General features: G+C 73.2%; 20 protein-coding genes. 9 read left to right on the top strand and 11 right to left on the bottom strand.

Going from position 1 to position 23,386, the window contains the following annotated elements:
* Positions 1-90 precede the first annotated feature (90 nt).
* From ACIOC1_RS34975 to ACIOC1_RS34950, 6 genes are all read right to left on the bottom strand, one after another.
* Positions 91-1,080: a phosphotriesterase gene (locus tag ACIOC1_RS34975; protein ID WP_401858585.1), complete on the bottom strand. Its 990-nt coding sequence runs from the start codon at positions 1,078-1,080 to the stop codon at positions 91-93.
* Positions 1,077-1,604, bottom strand: coding sequence for a carboxymuconolactone decarboxylase family protein (locus ACIOC1_RS34970; RefSeq protein ID WP_401858582.1), 528 nt, complete (start codon positions 1,602-1,604; stop codon positions 1,077-1,079). The genes ACIOC1_RS34975 and ACIOC1_RS34970 overlap by 4 nt, the downstream gene beginning before the upstream one ends.
* Positions 1,605-1,681: 77 nt before the next feature.
* Positions 1,682-2,269: a DUF4865 family protein gene (locus tag ACIOC1_RS34965; protein WP_401858579.1), complete on the bottom strand. Its 588-nt coding sequence runs from the start codon at positions 2,267-2,269 to the stop codon at positions 1,682-1,684.
* Positions 2,270-2,385: 116 nt separating this feature from the next.
* Entirely contained in the window at positions 2,386-2,955 is a 570-nt protein-coding gene (locus ACIOC1_RS34960) for a TetR/AcrR family transcriptional regulator (protein WP_355343976.1), read from the bottom strand.
* Between the two features lie 99 nt (positions 2,956-3,054).
* Entirely contained in the window at positions 3,055-3,663 is a 609-nt protein-coding gene (locus ACIOC1_RS34955) for an isochorismatase family protein (protein ID WP_401858576.1), read from the bottom strand.
* Between the two features lie 9 nt (positions 3,664-3,672).
* Positions 3,673-5,310, bottom strand: coding sequence for an acyl-CoA synthetase (locus ACIOC1_RS34950; protein ID WP_401858573.1), 1,638 nt, complete (start codon positions 5,308-5,310; stop codon positions 3,673-3,675).
* A gap of 198 nt (positions 5,311-5,508) precedes the next feature.
* Here ACIOC1_RS34950 and ACIOC1_RS34945 point away from each other — a divergent pair, with 198 nt between their 5' ends.
* The 5 genes from ACIOC1_RS34945 to ACIOC1_RS34925 all read left to right on the top strand — a co-directional run bounded on the left by ACIOC1_RS34945 (position 5,509) and on the right by ACIOC1_RS34925 (position 10,019).
* Positions 5,509-6,312 carry a crotonase/enoyl-CoA hydratase family protein gene (locus ACIOC1_RS34945; RefSeq protein ID WP_401313935.1) on the top strand — a complete coding sequence of 268 codons (804 nt, stop codon included), beginning with the start codon at positions 5,509-5,511 and terminating at the stop codon, positions 6,310-6,312.
* A 184-nt stretch (positions 6,313-6,496) separates the two neighbouring features.
* On the top strand, positions 6,497-7,468 hold the full coding sequence (locus tag ACIOC1_RS34940; protein ID WP_401858570.1) for a Zn-ribbon domain-containing OB-fold protein: 972 nt from the start codon (positions 6,497-6,499) through the stop codon (positions 7,466-7,468).
* Positions 7,469-8,512 carry a thiolase domain-containing protein gene (locus ACIOC1_RS34935; RefSeq protein ID WP_401858567.1) on the top strand — a complete coding sequence of 348 codons (1,044 nt, stop codon included), beginning with the start codon at positions 7,469-7,471 and terminating at the stop codon, positions 8,510-8,512.
* A gap of 3 nt (positions 8,513-8,515) precedes the next feature.
* On the top strand, positions 8,516-9,682 hold the full coding sequence (locus tag ACIOC1_RS34930) for a thiolase domain-containing protein (protein ID WP_401858564.1): 1,167 nt from the start codon (positions 8,516-8,518) through the stop codon (positions 9,680-9,682).
* Between the two features lie 97 nt (positions 9,683-9,779).
* Positions 9,780-10,019, top strand: a complete 240-nt coding sequence (locus tag ACIOC1_RS34925) for a DUF397 domain-containing protein (RefSeq protein ID WP_093716245.1) — start codon at positions 9,780-9,782, stop codon at positions 10,017-10,019.
* A gap of 91 nt (positions 10,020-10,110) precedes the next feature.
* Here ACIOC1_RS34925 and ACIOC1_RS34920 read toward each other — a convergent pair whose 3' ends face one another.
* Both ACIOC1_RS34920 and ACIOC1_RS34915 read right to left on the bottom strand, forming a co-directional pair.
* Complete coding sequence (locus ACIOC1_RS34920) at positions 10,111-10,836, bottom strand: maleylpyruvate isomerase family mycothiol-dependent enzyme (RefSeq protein ID WP_355343997.1); 726 nt, start codon at positions 10,834-10,836, stop codon at positions 10,111-10,113.
* Complete coding sequence (locus tag ACIOC1_RS34915; protein ID WP_401724755.1) at positions 10,833-11,486, bottom strand: pyridoxal 5'-phosphate synthase; 654 nt, start codon at positions 11,484-11,486, stop codon at positions 10,833-10,835. Before ACIOC1_RS34915 ends, ACIOC1_RS34920 begins: the two co-directional genes overlap by 4 nt.
* Before the next feature lie 49 nt (positions 11,487-11,535).
* Here ACIOC1_RS34915 and ACIOC1_RS34910 point away from each other — a divergent pair, with 49 nt between their 5' ends.
* From ACIOC1_RS34910 to ACIOC1_RS34900, 3 genes are all read left to right on the top strand, one after another.
* Entirely contained in the window at positions 11,536-12,168 is a 633-nt protein-coding gene (locus ACIOC1_RS34910; RefSeq protein WP_401858559.1) for a CGNR zinc finger domain-containing protein, read from the top strand.
* A gap of 561 nt (positions 12,169-12,729) precedes the next feature.
* Positions 12,730-15,675: an ATP-binding protein gene (locus ACIOC1_RS34905; protein ID WP_401858556.1), complete on the top strand. Its 2,946-nt coding sequence runs from the start codon at positions 12,730-12,732 to the stop codon at positions 15,673-15,675.
* A gap of 128 nt (positions 15,676-15,803) precedes the next feature.
* Positions 15,804-16,304 (top strand): hypothetical protein, encoded by a 501-nt coding sequence (locus ACIOC1_RS34900; protein WP_355344009.1) that lies wholly within the window; start codon positions 15,804-15,806, stop codon positions 16,302-16,304.
* 239 nt (positions 16,305-16,543) lie between these two features.
* Here the strand turns inward: ACIOC1_RS34900 and ACIOC1_RS34895 are convergent, their stop codons facing one another.
* Positions 16,544-18,487: an N-acetylmuramoyl-L-alanine amidase gene (locus ACIOC1_RS34895; protein WP_401858553.1), complete on the bottom strand. Its 1,944-nt coding sequence runs from the start codon at positions 18,485-18,487 to the stop codon at positions 16,544-16,546.
* Positions 18,488-18,789: 302 nt separating this feature from the next.
* Positions 18,790-19,878, bottom strand: coding sequence for an aminoglycoside phosphotransferase family protein (locus ACIOC1_RS34890; RefSeq protein ID WP_355344012.1), 1,089 nt, complete (start codon positions 19,876-19,878; stop codon positions 18,790-18,792).
* 226 nt (positions 19,879-20,104) lie between these two features.
* On the opposite strand from ACIOC1_RS34890, the gene ACIOC1_RS34885 reads away from it, so the two are divergent.
* Positions 20,105-21,586: a hypothetical protein gene (locus ACIOC1_RS34885; RefSeq protein ID WP_391050109.1), complete on the top strand. Its 1,482-nt coding sequence runs from the start codon at positions 20,105-20,107 to the stop codon at positions 21,584-21,586.
* Between the two features lie 212 nt (positions 21,587-21,798).
* Here the strand turns inward: ACIOC1_RS34885 and ACIOC1_RS34880 are convergent, their stop codons facing one another.
* Entirely contained in the window at positions 21,799-23,268 is a 1,470-nt protein-coding gene (locus ACIOC1_RS34880; protein ID WP_391050107.1) for a SpoIIE family protein phosphatase, read from the bottom strand.
* Between the last annotated feature and the right edge of the window lie 118 nt (positions 23,269-23,386).

Genomic DNA, 23,386 nt, shown 5'->3' with positions numbered 1-23,386 from the left:
GCGGTGCAGTCCTAGACAGCTCCACCACACCGGAGGTCTTCGCCATGATCAAGCACCGGGACATGTCAACAACGCTCGTGATCAATACAGCTAGGCCCTGTCGGCGCCCGTGCTCCCGCCCCCGTCGTGCCACTCGGCGGACAGCGCCCGCGCCGGGTTGGTCACGAAGACCGCATCGGCCGCCGCCGTGCCCAACTCCCTTTCCAGGCGCGGCCGGAGCGTACGCAGGAGGTATGGCAGCCCCGGACCGCCGCCGGTCGAGGAGCGGGCGGCGGCCGTCGTGGTGTCGCCGCCGAGCAGGAGCTGCGCGGTGTGGCCGGCCTCGGCGAGCGCGACCATGCAGTCGATCAGCCGCCAGTCGGTGGCGTGGTTGGCGCGTGAGGGGCCGTCGAAGGCGAGGAACGCGCCGGAGGCGGCCAGTTCGCGGTGGACGCCCGGATCGGGGAAGCGGTTGAGGTGGCCGAGCAGGACGCTGGCGGTGGGCACGCCCTCTTCGCCGTGGAGTACGCCGAGGACGTCGACCGCGGCGGTCCCCAGCTCGTGGTGGACGCCGATCGGCGCACCCGTGGCGTGGTGGGCCTCGGCCGCCGCCGCCAGGACCCGCCGGGCGTGGCCGTCGAGGCCGTGGAACATCCCGGCGACCTTGATCATGCCCGCCCTCGCGGTGCCGCGCGGGCCGTCCGGGTCGTCGCCGTCGAGCAGCCCCCGGGTCAGCTCGGCGGTGAAGAAGGCGGCCAGGCCGTCCGCGCGCAGCCGCTCCACCAGCTCGGGCGCGTAGTGGGCGGCCTGGTGCAGTCCGGTCGCCGCCACGACGTGCACGCCCGAGGTCCGCGACAGCGCGGGCAGCTCGGCCGCTCGCCGCCCGAGGCCGAACGGCGTCCACTGGGCGACCGCCGCCCCGCCGAGCGCCCGGAATGCGGCCAACTCGGCCCCGGCCGCCGCCGGATCGTCCAGCTCCTGTCCGGCGAGCGCGGGCATGCGCAGGAAGAGATGGTCGTGGGCGTCGCACACCCCGAGCCGGTCGGGCGCGATGTCCCCGAGGACCGTACGCACCGCCCTCGTCCCGGACCGCCCGCTCATCGCGCACCGCCCGGCGCCGTGCCGTCGGCGTCGTCCGCGCCGCTCGCGTCGTCCGCGCCGCCCGAATCGCCCGAATCGCCCGCATCGCCCGCGCTGCCCGCATCGCCCGCATCGCCCGCGCTGCCCGCGCTGCCCGTGCCGGTCGCCCCGTCCGCGAAGACGTCGGCCGCCACCCGCAGCCCGGCCAACGCCCTCGGCACGCCGACGTACGGTGCGAGGTGCACCATCACCTCCACGATCTCGCGTGCGGACATGCCGATCCGCAGGCTGTTGCGGACATGGTCGTCGAGCTGCGGCTCGACCCCGCCGATCGCGGTCAGCGCCGCCAGATTGGCGATCTGCCGGTCCCGCAGGGCCAGCCCCTCGCGCTGGTAGGTGCCGCCGAAGAGGGCGGTGACGATCCAGTCGGGGAAGCCGGGGGCGAGCGAGTCGAGGCCGGTGAGGGTGGACTCGACGGTGGAGGGGCCCGCCATTTCGGCCAGCAGCCGGTAGCCCGCGTCCCGGTCGATCGTGCTCGGCGTCATCGCCGTAGGGGCCGCAGGGACCGTACGGGCCGTAGGGACCGTAGGGGATGTACGCGCCGTATCAGCCGTAGGGGTGGTCACCACTGCTGTCCCGTCTCGATCGTGTCCAACTCCGGTGCCGACAGACGCAGCACCTCGTACCGCTCCTCGCCGGGGGCGGGCGGGGCCGTCTGTTCCCACAGGGTGAAGCGCAGCAGCTCCCACCGCCGGGGGTCGACGGCGAGCGCGACGCTGTGCGCGCCGGGGCGTGCGGCCAACTCCGGCAGTTCCGCGAGCGCGGCCCTGATCACGACGGCGGGCTCGGCGCCCGGGTCCAGCGGCCACGCCCGCCTGGCCGCCGCGCGCGGAACGGCGCCGAAGGACGGTCCCCGCGCGAAGCCGAGCCCGGTCCAGTGCTCGACCACCGGCCGTCCGAAGTCGCTGACGATCCCCTGGAATCCGGGACCCCACAGGAAGCCGTTCATGCCCTGCGGGGTGTTCCACAGATAGAACGGGGCGTACTGGTTGACCGGCGAGTCCTCGACCCCGCGCTCACGTATGAGGTACGCCTTGGCGCCCAGGCCGGGGAAATCGTCCAGGAGGTGGCCGCGGGTCGCCACCCGGTGCCGGATGATCCCCATGTCGTAGTCGGCGGGCAGGGTGATGCGGTAGTTCATCGCCTGCATGGTCGGTGGCTCCCCCATGAGTGCCGCGGCGCCGCCTCGGAGCGGTGCGCCGCCGTCGTGCGGCGGGACGGGTCCTGTCAGGTGGCGGGTCGAGAAGTGGCGCAGGGTGGCGGTGGTCAGGACGCCGTACGCGCCGCCGTCAGCAGCGCCGTGGCACCCCGTACCGCCCGGTCGAACGGCTCCTGCGAGTCGGCGGCGCGGGCCAGGACGTAACCGCCCTGGACGACGGCGACTATCGCGGCGGCCGTGTCGTACGGATCCAGGCCCGGCCGCAGCTCGCCGCTGTCCATGCCGTCGGCGATGATCCCGGCGAGCCGGTCGCACAGCCAGCCGAAGGTCTCCGCCACCGGCTGTCGCAGCTCCGCGCTGTCGATGACGTCCGGGTCCATGGCCATCCGGCCGACCCGGCAGCCGCGCAGGGCGTCGCGCTCGCGCAGCAGATACGCCAGCGCCTTCTCCACGGCCGTCTCGCCGCCCGCCAGTTGCTCCTCGGCCTGCGCCCTGAGCTGCGCGGCGCTGCGCCGCATCGCCGTCACCGCCAGGTCCGGCTTGCCCCGGAAGTGGTGGTACATGCTGCCCTGCCCGGCACCCGCCCGGTCCTGTATGGCCTTCGGGCTGGTCCCGACATAGCCCCGCTCCCAGAGCAGCTCCTGGGCGCTCTCGATCAACCGCTCCGCCGTGTCCATGGAACCGAGTGTACATACTAGTAGGTACAGAAACCAGGGTGAAAAAGAAGGCGGCGGGCCACCCCGCCGCCACTCCTAGGTTCCCGAAGACCGGCGGGTTCAGCCGGGACCGGCGAATTCCACCTCCGCGGCGGAGACGACGGTGCCGAACCGGGGGAAGTCGAGGGAGACCGTCGCCCGGTGCTCGGCGGCGGTGAGGCCGGACATCGCGTCCTCGGCGAAGACCAGCCGGTAGCCGTGGTCGGCGGCGGCCCGCGCGGTGGACTCCACGCCCATGTTGGTGGCTATCCCGGCCAGGACGAGGGTGTCGATGCCGCGCTCTTGGAGCCGGTCGTGGAGGCCGGTGTCGTGGAAGGCGCCGACGGTCCGCTTCACGACGAGCAGGTCGCCGTCCCGCGCCACGCCCTCCACCAGGCCGCTGCCCGGCGGCTGTTCCGCGGGGCCGGTGCGCTGCGCGCGAATGGCGACGACCGTCGCGCCCGCGTCCCGGAAGGACGCGGCGAGGCCGCACGCGGCGGTGAGCACGTCGGGCCCGCTGTGCGGAGCCAGGGGTAACGCGACGATCCGGTCCATGAGGTCGACCAGCACCAGCGCGGTGCGGGCCGGATCGAGGCCGGGAGAGAGCGGGGACAGGGCGGAGTGCGGCGCGTGCGGCGACTCGCGGCCGGAGTTCCGCCCGGCGCCGCGTTGGTGATCATGTACGGTCATGATCGGACCCTACCCGCCGGATCCGGCCCCCTGTACGACGATCGAACGGGCCCACCGGTAGTCGGCCTTGCCGCTGGGGGAGCGCTGGATGCGGTCGGTCACCACCAGACTGCGCGGAATCTTGTACCCGGCCAGCCGCGCACGGCAGTGCGCCTGCACGTCCTCGAGGGTGAGCGGGTCCGCCCCGTCGCGCGGCTGCACCACCGCCGCCACACGGTGGCCCCAGCGCTCGTCCGGCACCCCCGCCACCAGCGCGTCGTAGACGTCGGGATGCGCCTTGAGCGCCTCCTCGACCTCCTCCGGATAGACCTTCTCGCCACCGGTGTTGATGCATTGCGAGCCCCGCCCGAGCACCGTCACCACGCCGTCCTCGTCCACGGTGGCCATGTCGCCGAGCAGTACCCAGCGTTCGTCGTCCCGCCGGAAGAAGGTCGCCGCGGACGCGGCGGGGTCGTTGTAATAGCCGAGCGGTACGTGGCCGCGCAGCGCGATACGGCCGGGCGCCGCGCCGGTCACCGGTTCGAGCGTGGCCGGGTCGACCACCGCGATGTGCGAGTCGACCGAGATGCGGAAGCCGCGGTCGGGGCCCGCGTCGGCCGTCGCGGTGCCGTTGAAACCGGACTCCGACGAGCCGAAGTTGTTGAGGATCAGCACCCCGGGCACCAGCGACTGGAACTGGTCCCTGACCGTTTGCGACATCACCGCGCCCGAACTGGACAGGGTGAACAGCGAGGAGCAGTCGGTGCCTTGGAGCGGTCCGGCCAGCGCGTCGGCGAGCGGCCTGAGCATCGCGTCGCCGACCAGCGAGACACTGGTGACCCGTTCCTTCGCGATGGTGCGCAGCACCTCCTCCGGCACGAATTTCCGGTGGATCACCACCTTCTGGCCGAAGTGGAAGCCGATGAAGGCGGTGAGCGTGGACGTGCCGTGCATCAGCGGCGGGGTGGGGAAGAAGACCAGGCCCTCGCCGCCGGCCGCGACCCGCTCCGCCAGTTCCTCCGGCCGTTTGACCGGCTCACCGGTCGGGGCGCCGCCGCCCATCCCCGAGAAGAACAGGTCCTCCTGACGCCACATCACGCCCTTGGGCATGCCGGTCGTGCCGCCGGTGTAGATGACGAACTGGTCGTCGGCCGACCGCGGGCCGAAGTCGCGTAAGGACGATTCCGCGGCCACCGCGTCGGCGAACTCCACCGTCTCCAGGGCGGATTCGGCGTCCTCGGCGGCGGGCGGGCCGCCCACCCGGATCAGATGCCGCAGCCGGTCGGCTTGCGGCAGGGCCGCGGCCACACGGTCGGTGAACTCGGCGTCGAAGACCAGCGCCGCGAGGTCGGCGTCCCGGTAGAGGTAGACCAACTCCTCGGCCACATAGCGGTAGTTGACGTTGACCGGCACCAGGCGGGCCTTGAGGCAGGCGTAGGCGGTCTGGAGGTATTCGACCCCGTTGTAGAGGTGCAGTCCGACGTGTTCGCCGGGGCGCAGCCCGGCCGCGAGGAGGTGGTGGGCGAGCCGGTTGGCCGCCGCGTCGAGTTGCGCGTACGTCAGCCGCCGCTCGGATCCGGTGCCGGGGTGGTCGACGTACACCAGCGCCTCCCGGTCCGGTACGGCGTCGACGACCGACTCGAAGAGGTCGGCAAGGTTGTACTCCACGGCGTCTCCCGTCCCGCGCGGTCCCGCGTCGGTCGTCGGTGAAGGTGAAGTGGCGGTGGGCTCGCGGTCATTAGAGCGGTCCGGGCGTGCGGTGGGAAGGGCTCCCGTCCAACAAATCTGACGAGTAGTCAGAAAACTCTTGTCCCCGGCCTGCGGCTACTGCAACCTGTTCCAGTACCGGACGGAAGGAGCACCGTGATGGGCGGTACGGAACACCTCACCGTGGAGCGTGCGGGCGCCACCCTCGTCCTCACCCTGAACCGGCCGCGGGCGCGCAACGCGTTCTCGCTGCCGATGCTCGTCGGGCTGTACGACGGCTGGGTCGAGGCCGACGAGGACGACGCGATCCGCTCGATCGTGCTGACCGGAGCGGGCGGCGCCTTCTGCGCGGGGATGGACCTCAAAGCGCTGTCGGAGGGCGCCGACGAGACCGCCACGCGGGCGCGGGCCCGGCTGAAGGACGACCCCGATCTGCACTGGAAGGCGATGCTCCGGCACCACCGGCCGCGCAAACCCGTGATCGCCGCTGTCGAAGGACCGTGCGTGGCGGGCGGCACCGAGATCCTCCAGGGCACCGACATCCGGATCGCGGGACGGAGCGCGGTCTTCGGCCTGTTCGAGGTCCGTCGCGGCCTCTTCCCGATCGGCGGCTCGACCGTACGGCTCACCCGGCAGATCGCCCGCACCCACGCGCTGGAGATGCTGCTCACCGGACGCCCGTACAGCGCCGACGAGGCCCGCGACATCGGCCTGATCGGCCATGTCGTGCCCGACGGGACCGCGTTGGACCGGGCCCTGGAGACCGCGGAGCTGATCAACGCCAATGGCCCGCTCGCCGTCGAGGCCGTCAAGGCCAGCGTCTACGACACCGCGGAGTTGCCCGAGACCGAGGGGCTGAAACTCGAACTCGAGCGCGGCTGGCCGCTGTTCGCCACCGCCGACGCGAAGGAAGGACCGCGCGCCTTCGCCGAGAAGCGGCAGCCGGTCTTCCGCCGCGCCTGAGCCCCGGTCCCTGAAGCCCGGTCCCTGAAGCCCGGCCCCTGAAGCCCGGCCCCTGAAGCCGGGCACCTGAACCCCCGGCGCCTGAACCCGGGCACCTGACCCCCCCGGCACCGGACGCCCAGCGCGCTCGGACAGCCACCGCGCACCACCCCCGACGAGCCGCCCCACCCCAGGAGGCCAGCCCATGACACCAGGCCACGCACCGGACGTGCTCAGCGCCCCGCTCGTCGTGGAATTCCCCTTCACCCGCTCGCTCGGCCCCGTGCAGAGCGCCTTCCTCACTGGGCTGCGCGAGCGCACCGTGCTCGGCGTGCGGACCGCCGAAGGCCGCGTCCTCGTACCCCCCGTCGAGTACGACCCGGTCACCGCGGCCGAGGTGCGCGACCTGGTCGAGGTCGGCGCCACCGGCACCGTCACCACCTGGGCCTGGAATCCCGACCCGCGCCCCAACCAGCCGCTGGCCACGCCCTTCGCCTGGGTCCTGGTCCGCCTCGACGGCGCCGACACCGCCCTGCTGCACGCGCTCGACGCCGCCGCGCCCGAGGACGTCAGCACCGGCATGCGCGTCACGATCCGCTGGGCCGGGCAACGCCAGGGCGCCATCACCGACATCGCCTGCTTCGAGCCGTACGACGACGGCCGTACGCGCGGCGCGGCCACCGCCCACGACGGCGTCTTCACCGACCCCGTCACCGGCATCGTCGCCCCCGCCCGCCTCGACTACACCTACTCGCCCGGCCGCGCCCAGACCGGCTACCTGCGCGCCGCCGAGGACCGGCGGATCGTCGGCGAGCGCTGCCCGTCCTGCCGCAAGGTCTACGTCCCGCCGCGCGGCGCCTGCCCCACCTGCGGCGTCGCCACCGCGGAAGAGGTCGAGGTCGGTCCGCGCGGCACGGTCACCACCTTCTGCATCGTCAACATCAAGAGCGCCCACCTGAAGGCCATGGACATAGAAGTCCCGTACGTCTACGCGCACATCGCGCTCGACGGCGCCGACCTCCCGCTGCACGGACGGATCGCCGGAATGCCGTACGACCAGGTGCGGATGGGCCTGCGGGTGGAGGCGGTCTGGACCGAGGGCGGACGCTACCCCGACCACTACCGCCCCACCGGGGAACCGGACGCCGAATACGACACCTACCGGGAGCTGGTCTAGATGCCCGATGTCGCCATCGTCGCCTTCGCGCAGTCCCGCCACCGCGCGCGCACCGACGAGGTCTCCGAGGTCGAACTGCTGATGCCCGTCCTGCACGACGCGCTCGGACAGACCGGACTGGCCACCAGTGAGATCGACTTCACCTGCTCGGGCTCCGCCGACTACCTCGCGGGACGCGCCTTCTCCTTCACCATGGCGCTGGACGGCGTCGGCGCCTGGCCGCCGATCTCCGAGTCCCACGTCGAGACCGATGGCGCCTGGGCGCTGTACGAGGCGTGGGTGCGGATCCTCACCGGCGAGGCCGAGACCGCGCTCGTCTACTCCTACGGCAAGTCCTCGCCCGGCGACCTGCGTTCGGTCCTCACCCGGCAGCTCGACCCGTACTACATCGCGCCGCTGTGGCCCGACTCCGTCGCGCTCGCCGCCCTCCAGGCCCGGGCGCTGATCGACGCGGGAGCCACCGACGAGCGCGAGCTGGCCGGTATCGCCGCCCGCAGCCGCGCCGCCGCCCGCACCAACCCGAACGCGCAGCTCACCACCGCGCCCGCCGCCGACGACCCCTATGTCGTACGCCCGTTGCGCCGCGCCGACTGCCCGCCGGTCGGCGACGGGGCCGCGGCCGTGGTGCTCGCGGCGGGGGACACCGCCCGGCGGCTGTGCGCGCGGCCCGCCTGGATCCGGGGCATGGACCACCGCATCGAGGCCCCCTCGCTCGGCGTCCGCGACCTCACCGACTCGCCCTCGACGCGGCTCGCGGCCGAGCGGGCCGGAGCCTTCGACGCGCCCGTGGACACCGCGGAGCTGCACGCGCCCTTCACCTCGCAGGAGGTCGTCCTGCGCAAGGCGCTGCGGCTCGGCCCCGACGTGGCCGTCAACCCCTCCGGCGGGCCGCTCGCCGCCAATCCGATGATGGCCGCCGGGCTGATCAGGCTCGGCGAGGCGGCGGCCCGCATCCACCGCGGCGACTCGGACCGCGCGCTGGCCCACGCCACCTCGGGCCCCTGCCTCCAGCAGAATCTCGTGGCCGTCCTGGAAGGGGAGTAACCCATGCCCAAGGAGCCCGTGGCCGTCGTCGGCGTCGGCCAGACCAAACACGTCGCCGCGCGCCACGACGTGTCCATCGCGGGACTCGTCCGCGAGGCCGCCCGCCGCGCGCTCGACGACGCCGAACTGGACTGGGCGGACGTCGACGCCGTCGTGATCGGCAAGGCGCCCGACTTCTTCGAGGGCGTCATGATGCCGGAGCTGTATCTGGCCGACGCGCTCGGCGCGGTCGGCAAACCGATGCTGCGGGTGCACACCGCGGGTTCGGTCGGCGGCTCCACCGCGCTGGTCGCCGCAGGACTGGTCGCCGCACGCGTCCACCGCACCGTGCTGACCGTCGCGTTCGAGAAGCAGTCGGAGTCCAACGCCATGTGGGGCCTGTCGCTGCCGATCCCCTTCCAGCAGCCGCTGCTGGCGGGCGCGGGCGGCTTCTTCGCACCGCACGTGCGCGCCTACATGCGCCGTACCGGAGCGCCCGCCGCCGTCGGCTCGCTGGTCGCCTACAAGGACCGCCGCAACGCCCTGCTCAACCCCTACGCGCACCTGCACGAGACCGACATCACCCTGGAGAAGGTGCGCTCCTCGCCGATGCTCTGGGACCCGATCCGCTACTCCGAGACCTGCCCGTCCTCCGACGGCGCCTGCGCGATGGTGCTCACCGACACCGCGGGTGCGGACCGGGCGCCGCGACCGGCCGCCTGGATGCACGGCGGCGCCATGCGCAGCGAACCCACGATGTTCGCGGGCAAGGACTACGTCAGCCCGCGGGCCGGCCGGGACTGCGCGGCCGACGTCTTCCGGCAGGCCGGGATCACCGCGCCGCGCCGCGAGATCGACGCCGTCGAGATGTACGTGCCCTTCTCCTGGTACGAGCCGATGTGGCTGGAGAATCTGGGCTTCGCCGACGAGGGCGAGGGCTGGAAACTCACCGAGTCCGGCGTCACGGAGCTGGGCGGCGACCTGCCGGTCAACCCCTCGGGCGGCGTGCTGTCCACCAACCCGATCGGCGCGTCCGGCATGATCCGCTTCGCCGAGGCGGCCCTTCAGGTACGCGGCGAGGCCGGGGAGCACCAGGTCCTCGGCGCCAGGCGGGCCCTGGGACACGCCTACGGCGGCGGGTCGCAGTTCTTCTCCATGTGGGTGGTGGGCAGCGAGCCCCCCACTACCTGAAATACACCGTGCGCCGGGTGGTTTCCGCGGACTTGTGCGGGCTCCGGATCCGGTGGATAGGCTGGAGGAGGGACGACGACGTAGGAGGAGAGCGGACGTGGCCGAAAGCACCATCGGACAGCCGTTGGCCAACGGGAAGAAGCCGCAGGTCGACTTGACGGACGCGGAGTGGCTTTCCAGCAGCCAGGGCACCGGCGACGTACAGATCGCCTTTGTCGAGGGCTACATCGCGATGCGGGACGGGCGCAACCCCGACGGGCCCGCCCTGATCTTCACCCCCGCCGAGTGGCGCGCCTTCGTACTGGGCGCGCGGGACGGCGAGTTCGACCTCACCTGAGCCCAGCACGGGCGGACGGCATCGGCCGCCGCCCACCCGCGGCCGGGAGGCTTCCGCCGCCCGCCGCGGGTCACCGTGGTCAGCGGGCCCGCTACGGCCAACTGCCCAGCGTCGGCAGCGGATCGCCGGTCAGCGCCCGCGGCGGCACCCGTCCGGCCAGCCAGGCCGCCAGGTCGGTCAGCCGACCCCGTACGAGCACGGGTGTGCCCTGGCCCCGCGTGAACGACCAGGTGTCGTCCGCCGCGTCCCCCGGCGTGCCGAGCGTGAGCCGTATCCCGTCCGGCACCCGCGCGGACAGGAAGTCGACCAGGTGCGTACACAACTCGGGGGACCAGTCCGCCGGGGTCGGGCCGAGCAGCGCGTCCGCCGTGTGGATCTCCAGCTCGCGCCACCAGGCGAGCCCCGCCGTGGTCACCGTGCCGTCGCGGTAGCTCACCGGCCGGTCCCAGTCGTCCGGGCCGACCGCGGCCCAGGACGCCTCGATCTCGTCCAGCGCGTCGCCGAGCGCGGCGGTCAGCACCGGTGCGGAGCGGCCGTGCCCGGCCTCGATGGCCGCGTCCCGGCCGCTGCGACCGCCGTCGTACACCTCGATCAGCTTGCCGCGCAGCGCGTAGCGCGCCTGCCGGGCCAGCGCGAGGCCGACGCCCTCGATATGCGTCAGGACATGGCCGCGGGTCCAGCCGGGCAGCGCGCTGGGGGCGCGGACGGCGGCGTCGTCGAGACCGTCGAGCAGCGTGCGCAGCCGGGTCTGCCCCGCGTCGAGCACAGCCGCGAGCGCGGGTCCTCCGGCCGTCGGGCCGGTCGTGGGTCCGGTCACGGCCACAGCAGACCTCGCTCCCAACCACCCTCGGTGCGGACGTAGTTGACTCTGGTGTGTCTGCGGTCGCGGTCGCCCTGCCAGAACTCGACACTGTCCGCGCGCAGCGTGTGGAGCGCCCAGCCGGGGGCCACCAGGTCCGGGTCGCGCTCGATCCGGCCCGCGGCCTCCCGCACGGCCGCGTCGCGGGTGGCGAGGTCGGACAGGGGTGCGCTCTGGCGGCCGAGCAGCGCTTCGGCGCGGGCGCCGGGGGAGCGGGCCAGGAAGTCCGCCGCGCTCGCCTCGGGGCCCGCGGTCTCGACCCGGCCGCGAATCCGCACCTGGCGGGCGAGCGGCGACCAGTAGAAGGTGAGCGCCGCCGCGGGGTGGGCGGCCAGTTCGCGGCCCTTGCGGCTGCCGGTGTCGGAGGCGAACTCCCAGCCCGCCGCCGACACGTTCTTGACGATGAGCACGCGGGCGGCGGGGTCGCCGTCGGCGCCCAGCGTGGAGACCGTCATGGCGTGCGGCTCGCGGACCCCGGCCGCGACGGCCGCCAGCAGCCACTCGATGAACAACTCATGCGGATCCGCGGGCAGTTCCGCGATGTCGAAAGGCGGCAGGTCGCCGTCGAACACATCGAGACCGCGCAGGATCTCGCGGAGGTCGGACACAGGTACCCCCTCAGTCGTTAATGGCTTATGGCGACGATAGCATTAGGACATGACCGGTGATCATCTCGCGCTCGACCTCGCCGTCACCATCCGGCACGACGGCCACGGCGGCGTCGCCGACGACCTCGCGGACCCCGCCGGACTGACCCGGTGGGTGCGCGAGCACGCCGACGCGCTCAGCGGCGTTCTCGGTGAAGTGCCGGGCTCGGCGGCGCGGTTCACCGCCGACGAGGCCGCGCGCACCGCCGTCGTCGAGGTGCGTACGGCGGTCCGCGCGCTCTTCGCCCGCGCCGTGCTGCCCGGTCCGCCCAGCCGCGCGGACGCCGGACGACTGCCGTCGGCCCGGCAGGCGCTCGACCGACTGAACACCGCGTCCGCCCTGGTCCCCGTCGCCCCGCGCCTGGACTGGCCGGACGGCGCGGAACCCGCGGCGGCTCACACCGTGTCCGCCGACGCGGCTCCGGCCGACCGGCTGGCCGCCGCCCTCGCCCGCGCCGCCATCGCCTTCCTCGCCGGACCCGAGCGCGTGCTGCTGCGCGCCTGCCCCGCCCCGCGCTGCGTCCGCTACTTCGTCAAGGAGCACGCCCGCCAGGAGTGGTGCAAACCGTCCTGCGGCAACCGCGCCCGCGTCGCCCGCCATCACGCGCGGCAGCGCGAGGAGCGGGCTGGGCAGGGGAGTTGACCGGAGGGAGGGGGTGACGCGCGGATCGAGCGGGTGTGCGCGCCGAGTCGAGGCCCGCTCGAGTCGAGGCCCGCGTCGAGCTGAAGCGCGGGGCGAGCTGAGGCGCGGGACGAGTTGAGGCCCGCGTCGAGTTGGGGCCCGCGTCGGATTGAGGTGCGCGGCGAGCCGATGAGCGAGAGGCGCCGACATCCCGCGGGGGCTGACGCGCGCACGAGGGGCGTACGGCAGGACCCGCGGACGAGACGGCGCGTTACGGCGGGTAAGGGGGGCGCACATGGGGCGCACGGGTGCTCCAGTGCGGTGCGGGGACTGCGGTGCCTGGTGGGACGACCGTCTCGCGTGGCAGTCTCGCCCGTGCTGGGCGGCGGGAAGATCTCCCAGGTCGCCGCCGCTCCCGCCGTGCCGGTCACGTCCCCTGCCAGTGGCGAACCGGCACGGCCGTCCCCCTTACACAGCGGAGCCGACGGCGTACGCTGTGAGGCCACCGGTCGGCTGTCCGTCCTGCACGTCCCCGCATGTCGTGCGCCGGGCGCACACCACCGGCAGGCAGGGGGGTTGACCATGTCGCAGCGCCACTCGCGCAACCGGCGCGCGCTGCTCGAACGAGACGCCGAACTCGTCGCCGTGGACGAGGCGTTGAGCGATCTCACCGGCTTAGGTGCCGACGACGACGCCGGTACGGACGCGGGCACCGCCGCGCGCCCCGCCGAACGGCACGGCGGGCTCATCGCCTTCGCCGCGTCCGCCGGCCTCGGCAAGACCACACTGCTCACCGAAGTACGCCGCAGGGCCGCGGAACGCGGCTGCACCGTACTGTCCGCACGCGGCGGCGACCAGGAGCAGCAGGTCGCCTTCCACGTCGCGCGGCAACTGCTGCAACCCCAGCTCGTCGGAGCCCCGGAGACGGAAATCCGCGCCAGGCTCGGCAGTTGGTACGGCATCGTCGGCCCGGCCCTCGGACTGTGCACGGCGGAAGGCGCCGCCCCCGACCCGCAGGGTCTGCGCGACGGCCTGGACTGGGTCCTCACCCACATCGCCGTCCAACGCGCGCCCGTCGTGCTGGTGTTGGACGACGCGCACTGGGCCGACCCGCAGTCGCTCAACTGGCTCGCCGCCTTCGCGCCGCGCGCCGACGAACTGGCGCTGCTCATCGTCGTCGCCTACCGGCCGGACGAACTCCCGCCGGGCGCCGAGTCGTTCCGCGGCCTGCCCGGCCGGGCGGGACACCGCCCGATCGGCCTCGAACCGCTCACCGCGACCGCCATCCGCCACCTGATCAGGGAGTCGGTCGGCGCGCACGCCGACGAGGCGTTCTGCCGCGAGTGCTGGGCGGTCACCGCCGGAAACCCCTTCGAAGCCGTTGAGTTGGCCGAGAAGGTCCGCGACCGGGGGCTGCGCCCCGACGAGTCCAGCGCCCATCTGCTGCGCGACCTGGCCGCCGCGGCCAAGGGCAGTGGTCTGATCGCGCGGCTCGAACGCCTGGGCCCCTCCACCGTCCGCCTCGCCTGGGCCGCCGCCGTCCTCGGCACGGAGATCTCCCCGACGCTGGCCGCCACCGTCGCGGGACTCGGCCGCGAGGAGGCCGCCGACTGCGCCGACCGGCTGCGCGACGCCCGTATCGTCACCGGCAGCGGCACCCTGGAGTTCGTCCACCCGCTGATCGCCACCGCCGTCTACCGGGCGATCCCGGACGCCGTACGCGTCGCCCTGCACGGCCAGGCCGCCTGGTCGGTGGTCGACGAGGGCCTCGGCCCGGCCGCCGCGGCCCGCCACCTGCTGGAGACCCACCCCGAGGGCGACCCCTGGGTGGTCGCCCAACTGCGCGCCGCCGCACGGGAGACGCTGCGCGCGGGCGCCCCCGAGGCGGCCCGCGCGTACCTGGGCCGCGCCCTGCGCGAACCCCCGCCGCCCGAGGACCGGGCCGCCGTGCTCTATGAACTGGGCTCCGCCTCCCAGCTCCTGGAGCCCTCGGTCACCGTCAACCACCTGCGGGCCGCGCTCGAAGAGCCGATCACCGACCCCGAACTGCGCGACGGCATCGTCTTCCGGCTCTCCCAGTCCCTCGCCCACAGCGACCGGCTCGGCGAGGCCGCCGACGTCGTCGCGCACGCCGCCCGTACCGCCACCGGCGCCCGCACCAGGCTGCGGATGCAGGCGGAACAGTTCATGTGGGACGCCTTCCGCGCCGACGAACCCGACTCGCCCAGCCGCTCCCGGCGGCTGGCCAGGCTCGCCGACCGGCTCACCGGCCGCGACCTCACCGAGCGGTACATCATCGGCCTGCGCGCCTGGGACGCCACCTTGCGCGGCGAGCCCACGACCACCGTCCTGCACCACGCGGGCCGCGCCCTGGACGGCGGCCTGCCCTGGGCCAACGAGGGCTGGGGCTTCGAGGTCCCCGTCCTGGTCGCCATGACCTACATGTACGCCGACCAGCCGGGCCGCGCCGAGGAGCTGTTCACCACCGGCATCGCGGGCTTCGAGCGGCACGGCTGGCGCGGCGCCCACCTGTCCTTCGGCTATCTGCTGCTCGGCTACCTGCGCTACCGCCGCGGGCGGCTCGCGGAGGCCGAGGACTTCGCCCGCGACGGGCTGCGGCTGGCCGAGCGGGTCGGCCGCGGCACCCCCGTCCAGTGGTACTCGGTGGCCGTCCTCATCGAGATCCTGCTGGCCCGCGGCCGGACCGAGGAAGCCGTCGCGCTCGCCGCCGCGTACGACTTCCGGGAGCCGTTCCCCGCGGCCGTCACCTTCCCCGACGCCCAGGCCGTGCACGGCGAACTGCTGCTCGCCCAGGGGCGGTACAAAGAAGCCGTCGGCGAACTGACCGGCGTCGGCGGCAGGCTCGACCCGCGCGGGATGCGCAACCCCGCCTGGAGCCCCTGGCAACTGCACCTCGCGCTCGCCGAGGCACACGACACCCCCGACCGGGCCAGGGCGACCGCGCTGGACGCCGTCGCCCGCGCCCGCCAGTTCGGCGCCGCCTCCGCCGTCGGCCACGCGCTGCGGGTCGCCGCCGAGGTCACCGGCGGCCCGGACGGGCTGAAGCTGCTGGAGGAGTCCGTCGACCGGCTGGAGGAGTCGCCCTCCGCTCATCAGCTCGCCTGCTCGCTCGTCGCCCACGGCGCCGCGCTGCGCCGGGCGGGACAGCCAGAGCGGGCCGCGGAACAGCTCCACCGCGGACTCGACACCGCCCGGACGTGCGGCGCGGACGGACTGGCCGACCGGGCCGGCCAGGAGCTGGAGCTGGCCGGGCTGCGCCCGCGGCACCCGCACTCGGCCGACTCCGACGCCCTCACCGCCCGCGAGCACGCCGCCGCCCTGCGCGCCGCACAGGGCGAGGACCACCGCCGGATCGCCGCCGCCCTCGGCACCGGCGAGCGCGAGGTCGTCCGCACCCTGAACGCCGTCTACCGCAAGCTCGGCACCGACCCCACCGGGCTGCCGGAAGCCCTGCGCAAAATCCCCGCGGCGCCCGCGCCGCCGGACGACGACGCCTACGGTCGCTGACGGCCGGGGGAGCGGCCCATGGGCGGGCCGCCGTACGGGATCGCACCGGCCGGGGCGGCACGCGACCAGGGCACGGAAGGGGCGCGGGCCCGGTCCCCGGCGGCGGTCGCTACCCGTACGATGGCGGCATGTCCTTCCTCCGCCGCCGTAGCGCAGCCACGCCCACCGGGCCGGACTTCGATGTCCTCGCGATGGACCCGGGGGACTGGCCCGGCGACCTCGGCGCCGGGCTGCTGCCCGGCCCCGACGGCAGTTGCCAGGGCATCTATCTGCGCTACGACCTGTTCGGCGGACGCGGCCCCGCGATGCTGATCGGCAACCTCCCGGTCGGCTCGCCCGCCCGCGAGCTGGACGACGGCCAGGTGCCCTTCGAGGTGGCCCAGCTCCTCGCGGCGCTCGGCAACGACGAACCGGCCGAGGTCACCGGGATCGAGGACACCCCCGTGATGCACGGCGACAGCCTGCTGATCGTGCGCCGGATCAAGATCTCCGAGTCGCGGGTCGCCTGCGCCCAGTTCGACCGCAGCGACGGCGTCCAGGTCACCATCGCCACCTGGGACCGGCCGATCACCGACGATCTGTACCAGCTTCTGAAGCCGCTGCCCGCGGAGATGTTCCAGGCGGGCTGAGACCCGGCGGACACCTCCGCGGGGCGGACGCCCAGGACGCGGACGCGACAGGACGCCCAGGACACGCACGCTTCGGCACACGCACGCTTCGGGACACGCACGCTTCGGGACACGCACGCTTCGGCACGCGCACGCTTCGCGACACGGGCGCGACAGGACACGGCGAAGGGCGGCACCGGAATCCCGGTGCCGCCCTTCGCCCCGCTACTCTCGGGCCCGCCGCCGCGGGCCCGGCGGACTCAGCGCGGAGCGCCCAGCACAGACGGCAGCAAGGTCACGTCGGAGGCCATCACGTACTCCACCCGGTGACCGAGCTGGATCTCGTAGTAGAGCTGCTTCCCGCGCACCACCTTCTGGTTGCTGGTGTCGAAGGAGGTCGAGTAGAAGTACTCGCCCGGCACCACATTGCCGACCACGTACCGCTGTCCGGCCAGGATCGCGTACGGCATCGGGAAGATGCCCTGCACCGGCACGTCCGCCGGATACGCCGCCGCCTCCGGGTACGCGCGGCCGTAGACCGGGATGCTCGCCAGCCCCTTCTTCGGGGTGATCACCAGGCCGATCGAGTTGACGGCCGTCGGCCGCGACGCCGGGTTGTGGAACCACGCCTTCTGGCCGAGGTACCACACCGCCGTCCAGTCGCCCTGCCGCTCGGCCACCGCGAACTGCTGGCCCGCGGAGGCCCGCGCGCCCACGTCGTTGACGCCCGTGGTGCTCGCGCCGGTCGCGCCGTGCAGCCCGATGTCTTTGACCAGCGGCGCGTCCTCGCTCGGCGCCGTGTACAGCCGGACCGCGTCGGAGCCGTGCGCCGGACAGACCGCCGCGGCCGTCACACAGCCGGTGTAGACCGGCTGGTTGGTGTCGTAGTCGGGGGCGATGGTGACCACGCCGCCCCAGGCGCCGGCGGTCGCGCGCAGGGGGGCGCCCATCAGCGCCATGTAGTGACCCCAGTCCCAGTACGGGCCCGGGTCGGTGTGCATCCCCGAGATGTACGAGGCGGTCGGGCCCGGCACATTGTCGTGCCCGAGGATGTGCTGCCGGTCCAGCGGGATGTGGTATTTCGCCGCCAGGTACTTCACCAGCCGCGCGGACGTGCGGTACATCGACTCCGTGTACCAGGTGCCCGGATCGGTCAGGAAGCCCTCGTGCTCGATGCCGACGGACTTGGAGTTGGTGTACCAGTTGCCCGCGTGCCAGCCGACGTCCTTGGTGTTCAGGTGCTGGGCGATGTGCCCGTCGGAGGAGCGCACGGTGTAGTGCCAGGCCAGATACGTCGGGTCCTGGACGAGCTGGAGGGCGGTGTCCCAGTAGCCCTCGGTGTCGTGGATGACGATCGTGTCGATCTTCTCGGTGTTCGGCCGGTCGGCCTTGTCGTAGTTGCCGTAGTCCCCGCCGCCGGTGTCCTCGTACGGTGCCGGGATCCACTCGCAGCCCAGGCCGCTCGGGCACTCCGTCCCCGCCGCGTTGACCTGCTTCAGGCCGATCCTGGCGGCCTGGCCCGCCGCGGGCCTCACCGCGGGAGCCGCGGCCAGAGTGACCCGCTGCCCGGCGTCGGTGGTCCGTGTCTGCCCCTGCTTCAGGACGTCGAAGACGTCGTCGGCGAAGGCCGCGGCCGTCGCCGTGTCGTCGGCGCCGGAGTAGCGGGCGACCGCCGCGTACCAGTCCGCGGGATCCGAACTCAGCGGCTCGCCCAGCGACTTCTGGGTGTCGGCGAGCAGCGCCGCGCCGCCCGCCACATTCGTCGCCGCGTCCTCGCGCAGCGCACCGGCCGACAGCCCGGTCAGCGTCGCCGCGCGGTCCAGCGTGGTGTACGAGGCGGGCAGCGCGGCCAGATCGGGCGCCTGCGCGGTCGCCGTACTGATCATCGGCCGGGTGTCGTCCCCGCGCCCGTCGTCCGCGCCGTCCCCCATGCCCTTGCTCGGGAAGTCCGCGAGGGCGGTACGGGTGTCGGTCAGATGCATCGGCCCGTAGCCGCCGGTCACACTCGGCATGCCCTGGTGGCCGTCCCAGCGGGACTCCAGATACGACACGCCCAGCAGCACGCTCTGCGGCACGTGGTACGCCTTTGCGGCGTCCGTGAACGCCTGTTGCAGCGAGCCCGCGGCACTCGGGCCGGGCTCGGCCGCGTGGGCGACACCGAACACCGGGAGCAGAGCGGCGGCAGCCGCGGCGGCCGTGGCCATACGCAGCGCGCGCCGTCCACGGCGTCTGTCGGACGGGGGAGCGGATCCTCGCAAAGCAGCCTCCTCCAAGAGATGCCGAACGATCGGCACCACAGAGGTATCGGCTGCCGGAACATCCGTCAACCATCCGTCAGGCATCCGGACACGAGGCCGTCTTCGCACGTCAGCGGCGTATTTCGGAAGTTTCCCCGCTGCGGCGTGCTGGCCTGCTCCTCGTCAGTGGTGTGGACCAGTGGGGCGCGCGGGACGGTGCGCGGAACTCGTGGCCGGCCGCGGTCACGGTGTACCCGTCCGGTCCGCTCCTACCGGGTGCCGACCGCGGCGCGCACCGCCCTGCGGGCCATGCCGCAGTCGTCGTGCAGGCGGCGCAGCAGCAGCCGCTGCTCCTCGCCCGCCTCGGCCGCGCCGGGCGCCACGGGTCCCACGGCCCGCATCGTGCGCTGGACGGCCGTCTCGTAGGTGCGGATCTCCCGGGTCAGCACCAGCATCAGATTGACCAGGAAGGAGTCCCGCGCCGCCGGACCCTGCGCCTGCGCCTGCTGGCTGATCTGCCGCCGCGCCGCCGGGTCGTCGCCGAGCACCGACCACAGCACCGCCAGGTCGTACCCCGGCAGATACCAGCCCGAGTGCTCCCAGTCGACCAGCGAGGGACCCGCGGGCGACAGCAGCACATTCGACAACTGCGCGTCGCCGTGGCAGAACTGCCCCTGCACATGGGCCAGTCCGTGCAGAAGCTGCTGGAGGTCGCCCATGTCCCGGTCGGTCAGCAGCCCCAACTCGTGGTAGCGGTTGATACGGACGGGATAGTCGATCGGCGCGTCGAAGGAACCGGCGGGCGGGCGCCACATGTTGACGCGCGAGTACGCCGAGAGCGCCGCCCGCACATCGCCCTTGGTCGGCGGCTGCACCGGGTGCCGCTGCGGCGACACCACCCGTCCGGGCATCCGCTCCATCACCAGCACGCAGCTCTCGGGGTCCGCGGCGATCAGCCGCGGCACCCGGACCGGCGGCCGGTGCCGGACGAACGTGCGGTAGGCCGCTATCTCCTGGCGGAAACGCTCCGCCCAGGCGGGGGACTGGTCGAGCAGACACTTCGCGACGGCCGGAGCGCGCCCCGAGGTGCCGATCAGCAGCGCGGTACGGCCGCCGCGGCGCAGGAGCTGGACCGGGGCGAACTCGGGGCAGATGCGCTGCACGGCGGCGACGGCGGTGCGCAACTGGGCGCCCTGTGGGCCGGTCAAGTCGAGTCTCCCGCTGAGCGGATGGGAGCTGCCCGCGGGCCGGCCGACGCGCCGTACGGCGGTGGCCTGGCGGGGGCGGAGGGCGGATTCCGCGACGGCGGGGTACGACGGCCGGGGCGGTGCGGACACGGAGGACGATGCCGAATACATGAGGAGAAGCAGATCCCTTCGTGTGCCAACGGTTCAGGGGCGCCACGGCCGGTCCGGTACCGCACCCTGGGGAATGCGGAGACGGACCGGGGTGGCGCGTTCCTACCTGACACCCGGCCGCGGGTGGCACACCACGTAGCGGACCCTGGCGAACCCTGGCGAATAGTCGCGAGGCCATTGTCAGGGGGAATAGTGTCAATTCAGCCGAGGAACCTGGGGGCTTGACGTGGGCAATGAAGCCAACACCCGACTCGCGGACCTGTTCGGCCTCACCGGATGGTCCAAGGGCGAACTCGCACGGTTGGTCAACCGGCAGGCGGCGGCCATGGGCCATCCGCAGTTGTCGACCGACACATCGCGCGTACGCCGTTGGATCGAGACCGGTGAGTCGCCGCGCGATCCCGTGCCGAAGGTGTTGGCCGCGCTGTTCACCGAGCGTCTCGGCCGTGTCGTGACCATCGAGGATCTCGGGTTCGACCGGCGCCGGAAGACGGGAAAAAGACAGACCGGAGACGGCCTCCCGTGGCCGCCGGAACGAACCGCCGCGGTCCTCACCGAATTCACGGGAATGGACCTCATGCTCAACCGACGCGGTCTGGTGGGCGCGGGCGCCGCGCTCGCCACCGGTTCCGTACTCAGCACCGCCATGCACGACTGGCTGCACACCGACCCGGCCCTCGCGGCCGACGCGCCAGTCCTCGACGATCCGCTCGACGCCGACCCCGCCGCCTACGACCAGTACGAGGCGGTACCGGTCGGCTCCCAGGAGATCGAGTCGCTGGAACGCTCGGTCGAGGTGTTCCGCGCCTGGGACGCCTCACGCGGCGGCGGCCTCCAGCGCAAGGCCGTGGTCGGCCAGCTCAACGAGGTGGGCGGCATGCTCTCCTACGCTCATCCCGCGCATCTCCAGCGCCGGTTGTGGGGCGTGGCCGCCAACCTCGCGGTGCTGGCGGGCTGGATGTCGCACGACGTGGGCCTGGAACCCACCGCCCAGAAGTACTTCGTGATCGCCGCGCACGCCGCGCGGGAGGGCGGCGACCGGCCCAGGGCCGGTGAGGCGCTGTCCAGGGCCGCCCGCCAGATGGTGCACCTGGGGCGGCCGGACGACGCGCTGGACCTGATGAAGCTCGCCAAGTCCGGTTCCGGCGAGTCCGCGCTGCCGCGCACCCGCGCCATGCTGCGCACCATCGAGGCGTGGGCGCAGGCGTCCATGGGCCGTGGCCAGGCGATGCGGCGGACCCTCGGCGAGGCCGAGGACCTGTTCGTCTCCGACAAGGGCGATGTACCGGCGCCCAGTTGGATGCAGAATTTCGACGAGGCCGACCTGCACGGGATGCAGGCGCTCGCCTTCCGCACCCTGGCCGACCACGACCCGTCGGCCGCGGCCGAGGCGCAACTCCACGCCAAGAAGGCGCTGGTGCTGCGGGGCGGCGGCCACGAGCGGTCGATGATCTTCGATTATCTGTCGCTGGCGTCGGCCTGCTTCATCGCCGACGACCCGGAGGAGGCCGACCGCTACGCCCGGATGGCGCTGCTCACCATCGGGGAGACCTCCTCGCACCGCACCTGGGACCGGCTGCGCGAGATGTACCGGCTCACCGGCCGGTATTCCGGCTACACCAAGATCCAGGATCTGCGCACCGAGATCGAGACGGCACTGCCGAAATCCAAGGGGAAGGGAACCACCGGGAAGACCCGCTCCGTGTGACAGCGACCGGCCGGCCTGCCGCCGAACGGGTCGGACAGCTCGTACGACAGCACGGATGAGATCCCTGCCGGGCTCTCAAGGGTCTCGAAAAGAAGACCGCGATTCACCCGCGGAGCGCACGCGCGGAATGCCCGTACGGAATGCCGTACGGAATTCGTGCGCGCGACCTGTCCGCGGAACGTGTCCACGGGAAAGGAAGCAGGAAAGAAGGCTCAGGCGATCCTGGCGATCAGCACACAGGCGTCGTCCTCGCGCTCCGGGGTGCCGAACTCCTCGGCGACGATCCGCACGCAGTCCTGTGCGGTCCGGGCGCGGGCGAACAGCGGTGCCATCGCCAGGAGTCGTCCCGAGCCGCTCTCGGTGTCGGTGTCCAGCGCGGAACGGCGCGGCACGAGGCCGTCGGTGTGCAGCACCAGCAGATCACCGGCGGCCAGTTGCTCGTCGGCCTGCCCGTACAGGGCGCCGGAGGTCGCTCCGAGCAGGACGCCCTCGGGGGATTCGAGCACCCGCCCCGCTCCGTCGCGGAACAGCAGCGGGGCGGGGTGGCCCGCCTGGGCCCAGCGCAGCAGCCGGGTCGAGGGCTCGTACCGGCAGCACAGGGCGCTGCCGAGCGCGGGCTGCGCCGAGGTGTCGAGCAGTTCGTTGAGCCAGCCCATCAGGGGGCCGGGCTGGAGGCCCGCGACGGCCATGCCGCGCAGCGCGCCCAGCAGCATCGCCATGCCGGAGGTGGCGGCCACCCCGTGTCCGGTGAGGTCGCCGACCGTGAGTAAGGAGGACCCGTCGGGCAACTGCATCGCGTCGTACCAGTCGCCGCCGATGAGGGCGCTGGTGCCGGACGGCAGATAATGCGCTGCCAGGTCCATCGTGGTGGGCCCCCCGTCCTGCGGGAACCGCAGGGTGCCGCGCCAGGGCGGCAGCACGGCCTCCTGCAGCTCAACCGCCAGCCGACGCTCGGTCTGCGCGATCTGCCGCTGCCGCTGGAGGGAGTCACGGGTCTCCCGGAGCGTGCGCTGGCTGCGCCGCAGGTCGCTGACGTCCCGCAACACCGCCCACATGGACACGGTGTCCCCGTCGGCGCCGAGTACCGGCTCGCCGACCATGTGCACCGTACGCACGGAGCCGTCCGCGCGCACGATACGGAATTCGCCGTCGATCGGACGGCCGTCGACCAGGCAGCCGGTCACCATCTCGGTGAGGATCTGCTGGTCCTCGGAGAACAGCCACGAGGGCAGCTCGTCCAGGGTCAGCGGACCGTCGGCGGACTCCCGGCCGAAGATCCGGTACAGCTCGTCCGACCACTGCGCGTCATCGGTGAGCAGGTCCCACTCCGCGCTGCCCGCCCGGCCCAGCGCGCTGACCGCGTCGGGCCCCGGCGGCAGGGACGTCTGCGACGGCAGGTCCACCAGCAGGTCGGCGGTCAGCGGGTCGCCGCCCGGATACCCGGTGTCCAGGCCGTCCCTGAGCTGGCCGAGGTGGGTGTCCACGTCGTCGAGCTGGTGCACGGCCAGATCGCACAGGGCGCGCTGCCAGCGCAACTGGGGGTCCTCGGCGGCGGCGGCGCTCTCGCGCAGCACCGAATCCACCTGGGTCCTGAGGCGACGCGCCTGAGAGATCAGGGCGTCCACCGCACCGGGATCCGGTGGCTGCGCGGAGTTGTGCTCCGCGTGCGTGGGGAACGGCATGACACACTCCGAACGTGTCTGCTGGCAGGCGCTGAACGGCCGTCGCGGACGGAAGGACCGGTAACGACTGTTGCACAGGGAGCGATCGGCCGTAAGGGTTTCCGCGATACCCGATACG

Source organism: Streptomyces sp. NPDC088197, from assembly GCF_044741185.1.
Lineage (GTDB): Bacteria > Actinomycetota > Actinomycetes > Streptomycetales > Streptomycetaceae > Actinacidiphila.
This window is presented reverse-complemented; position numbering and strand designations above follow the sequence as displayed.